Source organism: Dactylosporangium sp. NPDC051541 (genome assembly GCF_044454505.1).
Classification (GTDB): domain Bacteria; phylum Actinomycetota; class Actinomycetes; order Mycobacteriales; family Micromonosporaceae; genus Dactylosporangium.
Genome location: NZ_JBITDU010000011.1, coordinates 1 through 16,281, shown reverse-complemented (window position 1 = coordinate 16,281; position 16,281 = coordinate 1). Strand labels below are relative to the sequence as shown.

The 16,281-nt window shown below is 70.4% G+C and carries 14 protein-coding genes; 9 read left to right on the top strand and 5 right to left on the bottom strand.

Going from position 1 to position 16,281, the window contains the following annotated elements:
- Positions 1 to 80: 80 nt before the first annotated feature.
- Positions 81 to 809: a PIG-L deacetylase family protein gene (locus ACIA8L_RS38280; RefSeq protein ID WP_395912365.1), complete on the bottom strand. Its 729-nt coding sequence runs from the start codon at positions 807 to 809 to the stop codon at positions 81 to 83.
- Between the two features lie 16 nt (positions 810 to 825).
- Positions 826 to 1,107, bottom strand: coding sequence for a chorismate mutase (locus tag ACIA8L_RS38275; RefSeq protein ID WP_395912363.1), 282 nt, complete (start codon positions 1,105 to 1,107; stop codon positions 826 to 828).
- Between the two features lie 303 nt (positions 1,108 to 1,410).
- On the opposite strand from ACIA8L_RS38275, the gene pcrA reads away from it, so the two are divergent.
- A complete protein-coding gene (pcrA, locus tag ACIA8L_RS38270; protein ID WP_395912361.1) occupies positions 1,411 to 3,810 on the top strand; it encodes a DNA helicase PcrA in 2,400 nt (799 codons plus the stop codon).
- A gap of 354 nt (positions 3,811 to 4,164) precedes the next feature.
- Here the strand turns inward: pcrA and ACIA8L_RS38265 are convergent, their stop codons facing one another.
- Positions 4,165 to 4,791, bottom strand: coding sequence for a M23 family metallopeptidase (locus ACIA8L_RS38265; RefSeq protein WP_395912359.1), 627 nt, complete (start codon positions 4,789 to 4,791; stop codon positions 4,165 to 4,167).
- 364 nt (positions 4,792 to 5,155) lie between these two features.
- Here ACIA8L_RS38265 and ACIA8L_RS38260 point away from each other — a divergent pair, with 364 nt between their 5' ends.
- The 4 genes from ACIA8L_RS38260 to ACIA8L_RS38245 all read left to right on the top strand — a co-directional run bounded on the left by ACIA8L_RS38260 (position 5,156) and on the right by ACIA8L_RS38245 (position 9,477).
- A complete protein-coding gene (locus tag ACIA8L_RS38260) occupies positions 5,156 to 5,554 on the top strand; it encodes a cobalamin B12-binding domain-containing protein (RefSeq protein WP_395912357.1) in 399 nt (132 codons plus the stop codon).
- A gap of 388 nt (positions 5,555 to 5,942) precedes the next feature.
- Entirely contained in the window at positions 5,943 to 7,118 is a 1,176-nt protein-coding gene (gene sucC, locus ACIA8L_RS38255; RefSeq protein ID WP_395912356.1) for an ADP-forming succinate--CoA ligase subunit beta, read from the top strand.
- Between the two features lie 5 nt (positions 7,119 to 7,123).
- Positions 7,124 to 8,011 carry a succinate--CoA ligase subunit alpha gene (sucD, locus tag ACIA8L_RS38250; RefSeq protein WP_395912354.1) on the top strand — a complete coding sequence of 296 codons (888 nt, stop codon included), beginning with the start codon at positions 7,124 to 7,126 and terminating at the stop codon, positions 8,009 to 8,011.
- Positions 8,012 to 8,175: 164 nt separating this feature from the next.
- On the top strand, positions 8,176 to 9,477 hold the full coding sequence (locus tag ACIA8L_RS38245) for a DUF6350 family protein (protein WP_395912353.1): 1,302 nt from the start codon (positions 8,176 to 8,178) through the stop codon (positions 9,475 to 9,477).
- Positions 9,478 to 9,576: 99 nt separating this feature from the next.
- Here ACIA8L_RS38245 and ACIA8L_RS38240 read toward each other — a convergent pair whose 3' ends face one another.
- Positions 9,577 to 10,170, bottom strand: coding sequence for a DUF4190 domain-containing protein (locus ACIA8L_RS38240; RefSeq protein ID WP_395912352.1), 594 nt, complete (start codon positions 10,168 to 10,170; stop codon positions 9,577 to 9,579).
- Positions 10,171 to 10,368: 198 nt separating this feature from the next.
- On the opposite strand from ACIA8L_RS38240, the gene purN reads away from it, so the two are divergent.
- Together purN and purH are read left to right on the top strand one after the other, a co-directional pair.
- Entirely contained in the window at positions 10,369 to 10,980 is a 612-nt protein-coding gene (gene purN, locus ACIA8L_RS38235) for a phosphoribosylglycinamide formyltransferase (protein WP_395912350.1), read from the top strand.
- Positions 10,973 to 12,508, top strand: a complete 1,536-nt coding sequence (gene purH / locus ACIA8L_RS38230) for a bifunctional phosphoribosylaminoimidazolecarboxamide formyltransferase/IMP cyclohydrolase (protein WP_395912348.1) — start codon at positions 10,973 to 10,975, stop codon at positions 12,506 to 12,508. The genes purN and purH overlap by 8 nt, the downstream gene beginning before the upstream one ends.
- A gap of 22 nt (positions 12,509 to 12,530) precedes the next feature.
- On the opposite strand, the gene ACIA8L_RS38225 is transcribed toward purH, so the two are convergent.
- The gene (locus ACIA8L_RS38225) at positions 12,531 to 13,460 is read right to left on the bottom strand and encodes a serine hydrolase (protein WP_395912346.1); all 930 of its coding nucleotides are present in this window, start codon (positions 13,458 to 13,460) and stop codon (positions 12,531 to 12,533) included.
- A gap of 31 nt (positions 13,461 to 13,491) precedes the next feature.
- Here ACIA8L_RS38225 and ACIA8L_RS38220 point away from each other — a divergent pair, with 31 nt between their 5' ends.
- Both ACIA8L_RS38220 and ACIA8L_RS38215 read left to right on the top strand, forming a co-directional pair.
- Entirely contained in the window at positions 13,492 to 14,349 is an 858-nt protein-coding gene (locus ACIA8L_RS38220; RefSeq protein WP_395912344.1) for a bifunctional methylenetetrahydrofolate dehydrogenase/methenyltetrahydrofolate cyclohydrolase, read from the top strand.
- Positions 14,350 to 14,473: 124 nt separating this feature from the next.
- Positions 14,474 to 15,691, top strand: coding sequence for an NADP-dependent isocitrate dehydrogenase (locus ACIA8L_RS38215; RefSeq protein ID WP_395912342.1), 1,218 nt, complete (start codon positions 14,474 to 14,476; stop codon positions 15,689 to 15,691).
- The last annotated feature ends 590 nt before the right edge of the window (positions 15,692 to 16,281 follow it).

Below are 16,281 nucleotides of genomic sequence, written 5' to 3'. Positions count from 1 at the left end.
CTCGCGGGAGGAGCGGACCGCGAGTCACGCGGACCCGAGCAATGCAATTGCTCCGGCTTATGTTCGGGAATCGGCGCGGCTCAGGCGGTGGCGAAGACCGAGTAGCCCTCGGCCAGGCGGCCGTCGGGGAGGCCGCCGGCTCGGGCGACCATGGCGTGGCGGTCGCGGAGCATCTGTTCGAAGCCGTCCAGGTGGCCGGTCTGTGAGAGGTGGGCGCGCAGCGCGGCGAGTTTGCGGTGGAATACGTCGGTGATGTCGACGATGTGGTCGGGGCTGGGGCCGCCGCTGTACCAGATTTCGCGGACCGTCCACGGGTCCAGGCCGATGTCGGTGAACGTGAACGGGTTGCGGGCGTCGGGGTACACGGCGCAGGTCGTCGCCTCGCCGGCGGCCAGGTGGTCGGGGTGGCTCGGGCCGGCCAGGCGGTCCCAGCGGCGCAGCGGTGAGCTGGTCAGGACCCGGTCAGGGCGGAAACGGCGGATCGCGGCGGTGATGTCGCGGCGCAGGGCGATGGTCGGTTCGAGGACGCCGTCGTGGTACCCCTCCAGGAACTCCACCTGCTTCACGCCCACGGCCGCGGCGGCGGCGCGCTGTTCGCGTTCGCGCAGGAGCGGCATCTCCTCGCGCGGGGTGTCGTCGAACCCGCCGGCGTCGCCCCTGGTCACGAGGAGGTACTTGACCTCTAGGCCGGCATCGACCCAGGTCGCGATCGTGCCGGCGGAGCCGAAGTCGACGTCGTCGGGGTGCGCGAGGACGCACAGCACGCGCTGCACGTCGGTGAGCGGCGCGGCCGATGGAGGAAAGGTCATGTTCCTATTAGACCGCTTACAGCGGCCCGCGACCGGCGCGCAGGATGAGCAGGGCCAGCTGGGTGCCGTCGGCGCCGAGGTCCTGGGAGAAGCGCTCGAGGATCTCGCGCTCGCGGGAGAGCACGAGGCGGGTGCCGCCGGCGGCGACGCGGGTCTTGCCGACCTCCTGCGAGATCGCGGCCCGTTCTTTCCACAGCGCCACGAGGGCGGAGTCGATCTCGTCGATGCGCTGGCGCAGGCCCTGGATGTGCTCGTCCGGGGTGGTGGTGGGCTGCTGGTCCATGGTGGTGGTGACCATTTCTGCTCGTCCCCTGTGTTTCAGGCCTGGTGCATCCGGCCCCGGAACGCGAACGCCCCGGGCTCGGAGCCCGGGGCGTCGGTAGGTTTTGCGATCAGGCGCGACCTACGGCTGCCGGACTCCGGTAGCCGTAAAAAAAGTAGCGCGCCCGCTCGATCACGTAGCCGAGTATCGCACGGCCTCAACGCGACCGGAAAGACCTTCCGGAAGTTGGGACGGGTCGGTTTTCGGTCACCCGTACGAACCGGGATGGGTGTCGCGCCCCGGAAAGTGTCACACCGTCGGCGTAGAGTCGCGGCTGCGATGGATGCTCTGTTCGTAGTACCTCAGTCTCGCCCGCCGCAGCCCGAAGCTCCGGCGGCGCCGCCCCGACCCCCGATGCGCGACCTGCTGGACGGGCTCAACGGCCCCCAGCGTGACGCGGTGACGCACGAGGGGCAGCCCCTGCTCATCGTGGCCGGCGCCGGGTCCGGCAAGACGAAGGTGCTCACGAGCCGGATCGCCTACCTGCTGGCCGCCCGCCACGTGCACCCCGGCGAGATCATCGCGATCACGTTCACCAACAAGGCCGCCGGCGAGATGAAGGAGCGGGTCGCCAAGCTGGTGGGCAACCGCGCCCGGCTGATGTGGGTGTCCACGTTCCACTCGGCCTGCGTGCGGATCCTGCGCAACGAGCACGACCACGCCGGGCTCAAGTCGACGTTCTCGATCTACGACGCCGACGACTCGCGCCGGCTCATGCAGCTCGTCGCCCGGGAGCTCGACCTCGACCCGAAGCGCTACCCGCCGCGGGGCCTGGCGACGCAGGTGTCCAACCTCAAGAACGAGCTCATCGACCCCGAGAAGTTCGCCGGCACCGCCAAGGGGCCGGCCGAGCGGGCCCTGGCCGAGGCCTACACGCTCTATCAGCAGCGGCTGACCGAGGCCCACGCGCTCGACTTCGACGACCTGATCATGCGGGTCGTCCACCTGCTGCAGAGCCACCCGGAGGTCGCCGAGTCCTATCGGCGGCGCTTCCGGCACGTGCTCGTCGACGAGTATCAGGACACCAACCACGCGCAGTACATGCTGGTGAAGGAGCTGGTCGGGGACACCGGCGAGCTCTGCGTGGTGGGCGACGCCGACCAGTCGATCTACGCGTTCCGGGGCGCGACGATCCGCAACATCCTGGAGTTCGAGCGCGACTACCCCAACGCGCGCACGGTCCTGCTGGAGCAGAACTACCGCTCCACCCAGACGATCCTGTCCGCCGCCAACTCGGTGATCGGCCGCAACAGCGACCGCAAGCCGAAGCGGCTGTGGAGCGACCAGGGCGAGGGCGAGCAGATCGTCGGATACGTCGCCGACACCGAGCACGCCGAGGCCGACTGGGTGGCCCGCGAGATCGACCGGCTCTCCGACAACGAAGGCGTCCGCCCGGCCGACGTCGCCGTGTTCTACCGCACCAACGCGCAGTCCCGCGTGTTCGAGGAGATGTTCATCCGCTTCGGCCTGCCCTACAAGGTCGTCGGCGGGGTCCGCTTCTACGAGCGCAAAGAGGTCCGCGACGCGCTGGCCTACCTGCGGGCGGTGGCCAACGAGGACGACACGGTGAGCGTCCGCCGCGTCCTCAACACCCCCCGCCGGGGCATCGGCGACCGGGCCGAGGCCTGCATCGAGGCCCTCGCCAGCCGCGACCGCGTCTCGTTCGGTGCCGCGCTGCGCCGGGCGAGCGAGGCCCCCGGCATCTCGACCCGGGCCGTCAACGCGATCGGCGAGTTCGTGGCCCTGCTCGACGACCTGCGCGCCCTGGCGGAAACGGCGATGCCCGAGGAGGTCCTCGAGGCCGCCCTCGACCGCTCCGGCTACCTCGCCGAGATCGAGGAGAGCACCGACCCGCAGGAGGCCGGCCGCGTCGAAAACCTCCAGGAGCTCGTCAGCGTCGCCCGCGAATACACCGAGCGGGCCGAGGCCACGATCACCGTCGCGGCCGAGCAGGGCGACGCCACCACCGCCCCGCCCCCGAGCGTCGCCGGCTTCCTCGAGCAGGTCTCCCTCGTCGCCGACGCCGACCAGATCCCGTCCGACGACCCCGACCACACCGGCGTCGTCACCCTCATGACCCTGCACACCGCGAAGGGCCTCGAGTTCCCGGTCGTCTTCCTCACCGGCCTCGAGGACAGCGTCTTCCCGCACCAGCGCGCGATGAGCGACAAGAAGGAGCTGGAGGAGGAGCGCCGCCTGGCCTACGTCGGCATCACCCGGGCCCGCCAGCGCCTCTACATCTCCCGCGCCGTGACCCGCTCCGCCTGGGGCGCCCCGTCCTACAACCCGCCGTCGCGCTTCCTCGAGGAGCTCCCACCCGAGCTGATCCGCTGGGAACGCACCGACGCCGCCTACACGAGCTGGTCCGGCCGCGCCGGCGTCGGCGGCCGCTCCTCCGGCGCCACCCAGTCACGCACGTCGTCGTTCGTCGGCAACACCCCGAAGGCGGCGCAGCTGGCGGCCCGGCTCGGTCTCGACGCGTCCAAGCTCTCCACGGCCAGTGAGCTGCAGCGGGAGGTGCCCAACTTCGCGGTCGGCGATCGGGTCAACCACCAGCGTTACGGGCTGGGGCGGGTTCTGGCGGTCGAAGGGGCCGGGCCGCGGGCGCAGGCGCAGATCGACTTCGGCGACCAGGTGGTGTGGCTGGTGCTGCGGCACGCGGCGATCGAGAAGCTGTAGGCGGCGTCGTCGGGCGAGAAGCTGTAGGCGGCGTCGTCGGGCAGGGGGCCGGGCGGGGGCCGGGAATGTGGGCAAGGGCTAAAAGGCCACAGCGAAAAGCTGCAAGACAGAGCAATTGCATTGCTCGGGCTCGTCGTTATCGCGGTCCGTTCCTCCCGCGAGAGACCGGTCGGCGCCGGGGCGCCTCCCTTCGGCGTCCGCCGTTTGTAACGGTTCCAAACGGCGGCGCTGGCGCGCCTTCCAAAAGCGCCGCCAGGCGGCTCTCACTGCTCAGCCCCGTTCGGCCCGGGGGATGGCGGAGATCGTGCGGGGGTGTGGGTGGAGGCGAAGCCTTCCCCACGGAAATGAACCAGCTCAGGAATAGATCGACTCGGTGTGTTTCTGGATGTCGACGCCGTGTTTGCGCATGAAGCTCAGCGGTTCGATCGGCTTGTCGTCCTGGCGTACCTCGAAGTGCAGGTGGGAGCCGAACGAGTGGCCGGTGTTGCCGACCAGGGCGAGCCGGTCGCCGGCCTTCACCTGCTGGCCCTCCTTGCACAGGAGCTTGGAGGCGTGGCCGTAGACGGTGACGATGCCGTCGCCGTGGTCGATCATGACGTTGTTGCCGTAGCCGGCGTTCCAGCGGCACAGGATGACCTTGCCCGCGGCGACCGCGGTGAACGGGGCGCCGGTCGGGGCGCCCAGGTCGACGCCCGGGTGGAGGCGGCCCCAGCGCTCGCCGTAGAACGAGGTCAGCGTGTAGCTGTGCAGCGGCAGGATCCACACGTCGGGGGCGGGCTGGTTGGCCGTGGACAGGGTCGTCTTGGCGTCGCCGCGGCTGGCTCGATCACCGGCCCGGTCGCCCGAACGGGTGGTGATGTCGGCGTAGCTGCTCGTCGACTCCATCGTCAGGCCGTCGGTGTGGGGCTCCGGCAGGGTCGACGCCGTGCCCAGGGCGACCACGCCGGAGGCGACGATCGTGGTGGTCAGTACCGCCAGCAAGCGACTGCGGGGACTTTCCAGCCGCCGGCGGCCCCGGTAATTCGCGCGCTGGGTTGCTGAGGGCACCGCGAAACCTCCGGAGAATGGCGACTGATTGGCCGTACAATTGTGAGCGGTAATTGTGAGAATGAATCATTAATCCTTTGAACCGACCGTCACCGTAGACAGGTCGGAATCTTTCGCACAAGCGCCGCGCCGAATAACGGGTGCGATTGTGCCCGTCGGGTTGGTTGTGCGTAACCGCGGTGTGGTGTGGTCGTTGCGGGCCGGGCGGATTGGATTGCGGTACCTTCGGTTGAGACCCCGCAACGGTGCGGGCTCGCCTGACTGTGGCCGTCACAAGCGGCCGGGAAGGACCGTGAGGATGAGCGCGCGGACCCGCGTCGTCATCGCCAAGCCTGGGCTCGACGGGCACGACCGAGGAGTGAAGATCGTCGCCCGGGCGTTGCGCGACGCCGGCATGGAGGTCATCTACACCGGGCTGCACCAGACGCCCGAGCAGATCGTGGAGACCGCGATCCAGGAGGACGCCGACGCCGTCGGGCTGTCGGTGCTCTCGGGTGCGCACATGACCCTGTTCAAGCGGGTCATCGAGCTGCTGGCCGAGCGGGGCGCGGAAGACGTCACCGTGTTCGGCGGCGGGATCATCCCGGACGAGGATCTGCCCGAGCTCAAGGAGCTGGGTGTGGCCGCCATCTTCACCCCGGGCGCCACCACGCAGTCGATCGTGGAATGGGCGCAGAAGAATCTGGTGACCGGATAGGCGTGCGTCAAAGAAAACTGGGCCCAAAAAATTGGGCGCAGAGAAATTGGGCACACAGGGGGAGGGGCCGGACGCACCCCTCACACGTCCGGCCCCTCTATCGCACGATGCCCCGCCGCCACCCCTCGACCGACAGGGCATCGGCCGTTTTTGGTGCCGGCCCTACCTCGGGTTTTCCCCGTGGGCGGGCCGACACTGCTCTCAACGACGCTCCATCGGGGCGGTTACGCGGCCGCGGCCGTGTCACCTGGAAGTGAAATGTCGCAGGAGTGGAATGGGGCACATCAGGAGCCCGCGCCGCGCTGCGGGGTGAGGCCGTGGTTAGGCTGCGCTTGTTGAGCCGTCCTCGCGATGGGGCAGGCGGCACGGTTGACGGAACGGGACCACTGTGGACCTGTACGAGTACCAGGGGCGCGCCCTCTTCGCCAAGCACGGGCTGCCCGTGCTGGGCGGCGGTGTCGCCGAGACCCCTGCCGAGGCCCGGGCGATCGCCGAAGAACTCGGTGGCCGGGTCGTCATCAAAGCCCAGGTGAAGGTCGGGGGCCGCGGCAAGGCCGGCGGCGTCAAGCTCGCGGAGAACGCCGATGAGGCGACCACCCACGCGACCAACATCCTCGGCATGGACATCAAGGGCCACACGGTCCACAAGGTGATGGTCACCACCACGGCCGACATCGCCGAGGAGTACTACTTCTCCTACCTGCTCGACCGGGCGAACCGCACGTTCCTGTGCATCGCCAGCGTCGCCGGCGGCATGGAGATCGAGACCGTCGCACACGACGCGCCGGAGAAGGTGGCCAAGGTCGCCATCGACGCGGTCAAGGGCGTCGACGAGGCCCTCGCCCGCCAGATCGTCGAGCAGGCCAAGTTCCCGGCCGACGTCGCCGACCAGGTCGTCTCGATCGCGGTCAAGCTGTGGGCCGCGTTCGTCGCCGAGGACGCCACGCTGGTCGAGGTCAACCCGCTGGCGAAGACCCCCGACGGCACCGTGCTGTGCCTCGACGCCAAGGTCACGCTGGACGCGAACGCCGACTTCCGCCAGGCCGAGCACGCCGAGCTCGAGGACAAGGCCGCGGCCGACCCGCTGGAGCAGGCGGCCAAGGAGAAGAACCTCAACTACGTGAAGCTCGACGGCAACGTCGGCATCATCGGCAACGGCGCGGGCCTGGTCATGTCGACCCTGGACGTCGTCGCCTACGCCGGCGAGGGCCTCGGCAGCAAGCCGGCCAACTTCCTCGACATCGGCGGCGGCGCCAGCGCCCAGGTCATGGCCAACGGCCTGGAGATCGTGCTGGGCGACCCCGACGTCAAGAGCGTCTTCGTCAACGTGTTCGGCGGGATCACCGCCTGCGACGCGGTGGCCAACGGCATCGTGCAGGCGCTGCAGCTGCTGGGGGACCGGGGCGAGGCGGTCACCAAGCCGCTCGTCGTCCGCCTCGACGGCAACAACGCGGAGGAGGGCCGCCGCATCCTGGATGAGGCCGCCAACCCGCTGATCGAGCGGGTCGACACGATGGACGGCGCGGCCCGCCGGGCCGCCGAGCTCGCAGCGAGTGGGGTGTAACGACCATGGCGGTATGGCTCACCGAGTCCAGCAAGGTCATCGTGCAGGGCATGACCGGTGCCGAGGGCTCCAAGCACACCCGGCGCATGCTCGCCGCGGGCACCGACGTGGTCGGCGGCGTCAACCCGCGCAAGGCCGGTCAGCAGGTCGACTTCGACGGCACCAAGCTCCCGGTGTTCGCGAGTGTCGGCGAGGCGATGGAGCAGACCGGCGCCGACGCCAGCGTCATCTTCGTCCCGCCGGCGTTCACCAAGGCGGCCGCGATCGAGGCGATCGACGCCCGGATCCCGCTCGCCGTGGTCATCACGGAGGGCGTGCCGGTCCACGACACCGCCTACTTCTGGGCGCACGCGCAGGCGGCCGGCAACACGACCCGGATCATCGGCCCCAACTGCCCCGGCATCGCCAGCCCCGGCAAGTCCAACGCCGGCATCATCCCGGCCGACATCACCGGCCCCGGCAAGATCGGGCTCGTGAGCAAGTCGGGCACGTTGACGTACCAGATGATGTATGAGCTTCGGGACATCGGCTTCTCGACCGCCATCGGCATCGGCGGCGACCCGGTGATCGGCACGACGCACATCGACGCCCTGGCCGCGTTCGAGGCCGACCCGGAGACCGCGGCCATCGTCATGATCGGTGAGATCGGCGGCGACGCCGAGGAGCGGGCCGCGGACTTCATCAAGGCCAGCGTCCGCAAGCCGGTCGTCGGCTACATCGCCGGCTTCACGGCCCCGCCCGGCAAGACCATGGGCCACGCCGGCGCGATCATCTCCGGCTCGGCGGGCACCGCCGACGCCAAGAAGGCGGCGCTCGAGGCGGCCGGCGTCGCGGTCGGCAAGACCCCGACCGAGACGGCCAACCTGATGCGGGACATCGTCACCGCGCTGTAGGGCACCCGGCAACCGGCCGAGGTCACGTCGACGACGGCCGCCGGGTGGTGCCGGCTCGAGCGGAGTGCCTGTTGCCGGGTGCTCCTGAACAAAAAACCGTGACCAGCAGTCCGGACGGCCGGGGTTAGTGACCGGCCGTCCGGACTTTGGCAGAGTACAAGGCGATGCCGACCACCCCTGAAGACCCGGAAGAGGGGGCGCAGACCCGGCTCGCCGACCGCGAGACCGTCAAGCTGCCGATCCAGCGGCGCTCGGTGCGTGGCAAGGACCCCGCCAAGCGTCCGGCTCGCCGTGCCCCGCTCGCCCTCGCCGCGGCCGTCAACTCCTTCTGGGCGGCCGTCGTCTCGCTGCTGCCGACCCTGCTGGTGGTCTGGGCCCTGTTCGCCATGGAGGGCGCCGGCGCCCCGCTGGGGCAGGTGCTGCGCCTCGGGCTCGCCGGCTGGCTGCTGGCGCACTGGGTGCCGCTCCAGACCGCCGTCGGCCCGATCAGCCTCGCCCCGCTCGGCCTCACCGCGATCGCCGCCTGGCGGGTCTACCGCGCCGGCGTCCACACCGCCCGCGCGATCGGCGCCCGCGCCCACCACCGCGGCCGCCCCTGGTCGCCCTGGCCGGCGGCCCGGGCCGGGCTCGGCGTCGGCGTCGTCTACTGCGGCCTCGGCGCCCTCGCCGCGATCATCGCCGACCACAGCGGTGTCCAGATCTCCGCGGCCCGGGCGGCCGGCACGTTCGCCGCGTTCGGCCTGGCCGGCGGCCTGCTCGGGGCGTTCGCCGAGGCCCGCGGCATCGCCCGGCTGGCCCACCACACCCCCCGCGTCCTGCGCGACGCGACCCGCACCGGCGCCGTCGCGGCCCTGCTGGTCCTCGGCGCGGGCGCGGCGACGACGGGCATGGCGGTGGCCTTCAGCGGCGGCGACGCCAGCCAGATCATCGACGACTATCACACCGGCATCGCCGGGCAGATCGGCCTGGTCGTCGTGTGCGCGTTCTTCGCACCGGACGTGACCGCGTGGACTGCCAGCTACCTCGTCGGGCCCGGCTTCACGATCGGCTCGGAGACGTTCATCAGCGCGGCCCAGGTGACGGTGGGACCCTTGCCGGCGGTACCCCTGCTGGCTGGTCTGCCCTCGACTCCGGCCACCGGCTACGCGCCGCTGCTGCTCGGCCTGCCCCTGCTGGCGGCTCTGATCGCGGGCTGGCTGCTGGCCCGGCGGGCGCAGCGGCTCGACCCCGACCGCTCGTGGGTGGCCCTGCTCGGCGCGGCCGCCCTGGCCGGTCCGGTGGCCGGGGCGCTGCTCACGCTGGTGTGCCGGGCGGCGAGCGGTTCACTTGGCGCGAGCGGGCTCAGCGACGTGGGGCCGCACTCGGGCGCGGTCGGCTTCGTGGCCATGTTCATGGTGGCGATCGGCACCCTGCTGTCGACGGCCGCGACCAAACTCGCGCTGCGCGCTAAAAGGGCGCGCGAATAGCTCGCGCGCCGTGCGAGGCGCGCTGCCACGAAGCTGGCCGTGCGCGCTAAAAGGGCGCGCGAATAGCTCGCGCGCCCTTCAAAAGCGGTCTGGCTGGCGCTAGTACCCGTAGCTCATGTTCAGGGCGAAGCGCAGGATCAGCAGCAGCAGGCCGATCAGGGCACCGACGCCGCCGCAGATGAGGCCGGCGAGCGCCATGCCCTTGTTGTTGGCGAGGCCCTGGTTGACCTTGTTGAGGCCCAGGTAGCTGACGACCACCGCGCCGATGCCGAGCGGCAGGCCGATGTACAGGCAGCAGGCCAGCGGGATCGAGGCGATGCCCAGGATCATGCCGACGAGGCCGAGCGTGTTCTGCGGCTGGGCCGGTGCGCCGTAACCCTGCTGCGGGTAGGCCCCGCCGGAGGTCGGGTATGCGCCGCCGGACGTCGGGTAGCCGCCGCCCGAGGTCGGGTAGGGCGTGCCGGAGACCGGGGGCTGCTGCGCGTACGGGTCCTGGTACTGCGGCTGCTGCGGCTGCGCGTACGGGTCCTGATACGCGGGCTGCTGGGGCTGCGCGTAGGGGTCCTGGTAGCCGGGCTGCTGCGGCTGCCCGTACTGCGGCTGCTGCGGCTGGCCGTATTGGGGCTGCTGGCCGTAGGGATCCTGGTTGGGCTGCTGCCCGTACGGATCCTGGCCCGGTGGTGGGTAGCCCATGACGTCTGGCTCCTAAGGCTGGGGACTATCGCTGGGTGGTGGACCGCACCAGGGTAATCCCGAGGGGATATAGAACCTCGGCAGCCTAACCGCCCGGATCAACTCTGCGCAGTCGCGGCCTGTACTTTGTACGGTTTTGTCGGAAATACTCGGTGACCCGCCGCTGAGCAGGGCTGACCCGGCCGATAGAGTTTCGTGGTGACAGTTCGGCTTGTCGTGCTCGTCTCCGGTTCGGGGTCAAACCTGCAGGCCCTGCTCGACGCGGCGGCCGACCCGGCCTACGGCGCCGAGGTCGTGGCCGTCGGCGCCGACCGCCCCGGCATCGAAGGCCTGGCGCGTGCGGAGCGTAACGGCGTGCCCACGTTCGTGGCCCGCGTCGCCGACTTCCCGGACCGGGCCGCCTGGGATGCGGCCCTGCTCGCCGAGTGCTCCCGGTTCAAGCCCGACCTGATCGTCTCGGCCGGGTTCATGAAACTCGTGGGGCCGCGGTTCCTGGGGGAGTACGAAGGCCGCTACATCAACACCCACAACGCGCTGCTCCCGGCGTTCCCCGGCACGCACGGACCCCGCGACGCGCTCGCCTACGGCGTCAAGCTCGCCGGGGCCACGCTGCACTTCGTCGACAGCGGCGTCGACACCGGGGCGATCATCGCGCAGGTCGCGGTGCCGGTCCTCGACGACGACACCGAGGACACGCTGCTGGAGCGGATCAAAGTGGCCGAGCGCCGCCAGCTGGTCGACACGGTCGGGCGGATGGCGCGTGACGGCTGGACCGTCAACGAACGAAAGGTCAGGCTGGGCCGTGGCTAACCGCCGTCCCATCAGGCGCGCCCTCATCAGCGTCTACGACAAGACCGGTCTCGAGGAGCTCGCCCGCGCCCTCGCCGGTGCCGGCGTCGAGCTGGTCTCCACCGGCTCCACCGCGGGCCGCATCGAGGCCCTCGGCCTCCCCGTCACCCGGGTCGAGCAGCTGACCGGCTTCCCGGAGACGCTCGACGGCCGGGTCAAGACCCTGCACCCGAAGGTCCACGCCGGCCTCCTCGCCGACCTGCGCCTGGAGGCCCACGCGGCCCAGCTCGGCGAGCTCGGCATCGAGCCGTTCGAGCTGCTCGTCTCCAACCTGTACCCGTTCACCGACACGGTCGCGTCCGGCGCCTCCGACGACGAGTGCGTCGAGCAGATCGACATCGGCGGCCCGGCCATGGTCCGCGCGGCCGCCAAGAACTTCCCCAGCGTCGCCGTGGTCACCTCGCCCGCCTCCTACGACGCGGTCGTGCAGGCCATCGCCGAGGGCGGCTTCACCCTCGACGAGCGCCGCGCCCTGGCCGGCCAGGCGTTCGCGCACATCGCCGAATACGACGTCGCCGTCGCCGCCTGGTTCGCCCGCGACGACCAGCGGTTCGCGGGCACGGCCCTGCGCCACGCGGCCACCCTGCGCTACGGCGAGAACCCGCACCAGGCCGCCGCCCTCTACACCGACCCCGCCGCCGCCCCGGGCCTGGCCCAGGCCGAGCAGCTCGGCGGCAAGGAGATGTCCTACAACAACTACGTCGACGCCGACGCCGCCTGGCGCGCCGCGCACGACTTCACCGACCCCTGCGTCGCGATCATCAAGCACGCCAACCCGTGCGGCATCGCGATCGGCGCCGACGTCGCCGAGGCCCACCGCAAGGCCCACGCCTGCGACCCGGTCAGCGCCTACGGCGGGGTGATCGCGGTCAACGCCGAGGTCACCACCGATCTCGCCAAGCAGATCAGCGAGATCTTCACCGAGGTCGTGGTCGCGCCGTCCTACTCGCCCGACGCCCTCTCACTGCTGCTGGTGAAGAAGAACCTGCGCGTCCTGCGGGCCCCCGTCTGGGCGCCGGCTCAGTTCGAACAACGGCAGATCTCCGGGGGTGTACTCGTCCAGGCCGCCGATCGCATCGACGCCGACGGGGACGCCGTCGACCGCTGGACCCTCGTCACCGGCGCGCCGGCGGACGCCGAGACCCTGCGCGACCTGGCCTTCGCCTGGCGGGCGGTGCGCGCGGTCAAGTCCAACGCGATCCTGCTCGCGTCCGGCGGCGCGACCGTCGGCGTCGGCATGGGCCAGGTCAACCGGGTCGACTCGGTGCGCCTGGCGATCAGCCGGGCCGGCGAAGAGCGGGTCACCGGCTCGGTCGCCGCCTCCGACGCGTTCTTCCCGTTCGCCGACGGCCCCCAGGCCCTCATCGACGCGGGCGTGAAGGCGATCGTCCAGCCCGGCGGCTCGATCCGCGACGAAGAGGTCATCGCGGCCGCTTCGGCGGCGGGCGCGACGATGTACTTCACCGGCACGCGGCACTTCTTCCACTGAGGTTCGCTTGGGCTGGTCCCCGTTACGGCAGCGTGACGGGGGCCGGCACCTTCGCGCCGAAGTAGGTGGCCACGGCGTCGCTGACCGCGTGCGCGCCCTTGTCCAGGCTGCCGCCGGACTTCTGCTCGTAGACGACGGCGACGACGTAGCGCTCCCCGTCCCCGGCGAACCCGACCGTGTGCGTCATCCACACGTTCACGCCGTTGACCGGCTTCTCGACCCACCCGTCCTTGTTGCCCGGCTTGAGCCCCGACCCGGCCGCCCACACCCCCCAGTGCTGGTTGCCGGCGACCTTGCGCAGCGTCGTCACCAGGTAGGAGCGACTGGTCGCATCCAGTTTCTCCAGGACGTACGACATGAGGCTCTGCAGGTCTTCGGCACTGCAACGCAGGTTGCGCCAGAACGTGTCCATCCCGTCGACGACGGCCAGGCTCCCCATCCCGTACTGCGACTTCCACTTGCCGATCGTGGCCGCCCCGTCGTACTTGTTCCACAGGGCCGTCGCCGCGTCGTTGTCCGAGTTGATCAGCGCCTTGTCGAGGTTTGCCTTGTCGGCCGCGTCGAGGGTGATCTCCTTGGCCTGCTGGCGCTCCAGCAGGTCGGTGGCGATGGCCAGCTTGATCGTCGACGCCGTCCAGGTGGTGGCGGTCGTGTTGCCGGCCTTGAACACGGTCCCGCCCTGCCGGTCGCGCACGATGATCCCGAACGTCCCCGGCAGCTTCTGCACGAACGCGGTCGTCTTGTCCTTCGCGTTGGCGTTGCTGCTGGCACCCGCGGAGCCTTCGGCCTGCAGGCCGGCCGCGTTGTCCCCGCCGCCGGTGTCGCCCGCCTGTCGCCCCTGACTCTCGGAGGCCTGGGGGAGCAGCCCTTGCGGGTCGGTGGCGGCGTCATCGCCACACGCCGTGAGAGCAAGCAGGGTGAAGAGGGCGACAACGCCGCGCCGGACCAGCACGCCCTGCACTCTAATGGCAGGATCGAGTTCCGTGACGGCAACGATTCTCGACGGTAAGGCAACGGCGACCGCCGTAAAGGACGAACTGCGCGCCCGGATCAAGGCTCTGAGCAGCCCGCCCGGCCTCGGCACGGTCCTGGTCGGCGACGACCCCGGCTCGCACGCCTACGTCGCCGGCAAGCACCGCGACTGCGCCGAGGTCGGCATCGCCTCGATCCGCTACGACCTGCCCGCGACCGCCACCCAGCAGGACGTCGAGGCGGCCGTGCGGGCGCTGAACGACGACCCGGCCTGCACCGGCTACATCGTCCAGCTGCCGCTCCCGGCCGGCCTCGACGAGCAGCGCATCCTGGAGCTGATCGACCCCGACAAGGACGCCGACGGCCTCCACCCGACGAACCTGGGCCGCCTGGTGCTGAACATCCCGGCCCCGCTGCCCTGCACCCCGAACGGCATCGTCCACCTGCTGCGCCGCTACGACGTGCCGATCAACGGCGCCGAGGTCACCGCCATCGGCCGCGGCACCACGGCCGGCCGCCCGCTCGGCCTGATCTTCACCCGCAAGTCCGAGAACGCGACCGTCACGCTGTGCCACACCGGCACCCGCGACCTGGCCGCCCACACCCGCGACGCCGACATCGTGATCGTGGCCGCGGGCTCGGCCGGCCTGCTCACCGCCGACATGGTGAAGCCGGGGGCCGCGGTCCTGGACGTGGGCGTGACCAGGGTGGTTGATGCCTCGGGCAAGGCCCGGTTGGTCGGCGATGTGGCTCCGGACGTCGCCGAGGTGGCCGGCTACCTGGCTCCGATGCCCGGCGGTGTCGGTCCCATGACCCGGGCCATGCTCCTGGCCAACGTCGTGGATCTGGCCGAACGCGCTGCTGTTTGACGGTCTCGGCTTGTGGACGCCGTCGGCGGGGGCGGTTCGGGCCGGGATTCTTCAATGCAGTACGCTTGTACTGCTAAGCGAGGAGAATCCCTCCGCGGAGGGCAGCGAGAGGAGCGCCCGGCCGATGGCGAAGATCAAGGTAAACAACCCTGTCGTCGAGCTCGACGGCGACGAGATGACCCGGATCATCTGGAAGCAGATCCGTGAGCAGCTGGTTCTGCCATATCTGGACGTCGACCTGAAGTACTACGACCTGTCGATCGAGTACCGCGACCAGACCGACGACCAGGTCACGGTCGACGCCGCGAACGCCATCAAGCAGTACGGCGTCGGCGTGAAGTGCGCGACGATCACGCCCGACGAGGCGCGCGTCGAGGAGTTCTCGCTCAAGAAGATGTGGCGCTCGCCCAACGGCACCATCCGCAACATCCTCGGCGGCGTGGTCTTCCGCGAGCCGATCATCATGTCGAACGTCCCGCGCCTGGTCCCCGGCTGGACCAAGCCGATCATCATCGGCCGTCACGCCCACGGCGACCAGTACAAGGCGACCGACTTCGTCGTCCCCGGCCCGGGCAAGGTCACGGTCACCTACACCCCGGCCGACGGCGGCTCCCCGATGGAGTTCGAGATCGCCAACTTCCCGGGCGGCGGCGTCGCCATGGGCATGTACAACTACGACGACTCGATCCGCGACTTCGCCCGCGCGTCGTTCCGCTACGGCCTGGACCGCGGCTACCCGGTGTACCTCTCCACGAAGAACACGATCCTGAAGGCCTACGACGGCCGGTTCAAGGACCTCTTCGCCGAGATCTTCGAGACCGAGTTCAAGGACGACTTCGCGGCGGCGGGCATCACCTACGAGCACCGCCTCATCGACGACATGGTCGCGGCCGCCCTGAAGTGGGAAGGCGGCTTCGTGTGGGCCGCCAAGAACTACGACGGCGACGTGCAGTCCGACACGGTCGCTCAGGGCTTCGGCTCGCTGGGCCTCATGACGAGCGTCCTCATGACCCCCGACGGCAAGACCGTCGAGGCCGAGGCCGCTCACGGCACCGTCACCCGGCACTACCGCCAGTGGCAGAAGGGCGAGAAGACCTCGACGAACCCGATCGCGTCCATCTTCGCCTGGACGCGCGGCCTAGCCCACCGCGGCAAGGTCGACGGCACCCCCGAGGTGACCAACTTCGCCAACACCCTGGAGCAGGTCTGCATCGACACCGTCGAGGCCGGCCAGATGACGAAGGACCTGGCCCTCCTGATCTCCCGCGACGCCCCGTGGCTGACGACGGACGAGTTCATGAACGCCCTGGACCAGAACCTGGCAAAGCGCCTCAACGCCTAGCCCCCACAAACACCCCCGGCCCCGTAGCCCACCCAGGCCACGGGGCCGGCGTGTTTCCGCCAGCCGACCTTCCCCCGGGTGCGCCGCTGATCCGAGCCGCGAGCCCAGCGTGTTCCCCGAGTCGACCGTTGCCCTCCGCGCCGCCCATCCAAGCCACGCGGCCAGCGGGTTCCCGGGAGTTAACCTTCCCGCCGGGCGCCACCAGTCCCGAGCCGCGAGCCCAGCGTGTTCCCCAAGTCGACCGTTGCCCTCCGCGTCGCCCGTCCGAGGAGTCAACCTTCCCCTTCGCGCCGCCCATCCAAGCCACGGGGCCAGTGTGTTTCCGAGTCGACCGTTGCCCTCCGCGCCGCCCGTCCGATCTACGGGGCCAGTGCGTTTCCGGGAGTCAACCTTCCCCTTCGCGCCGCCCATCCAAGCCACGGGGCCAGTGTGTTTCCGAGTTGACCGTTACCCTCCGCCGCCCGTCGGAGCCACGAGGCCAGCGGGTTTCCGGGAGGTCAAGCCCCTGGAAGTGGTGTAACGGCTGATCTTTCGAGGTTGTGCTGGTTAGAAGGGTTGTGTTCCGGCCGGGTGGGTGTGTGGTTCGCTGG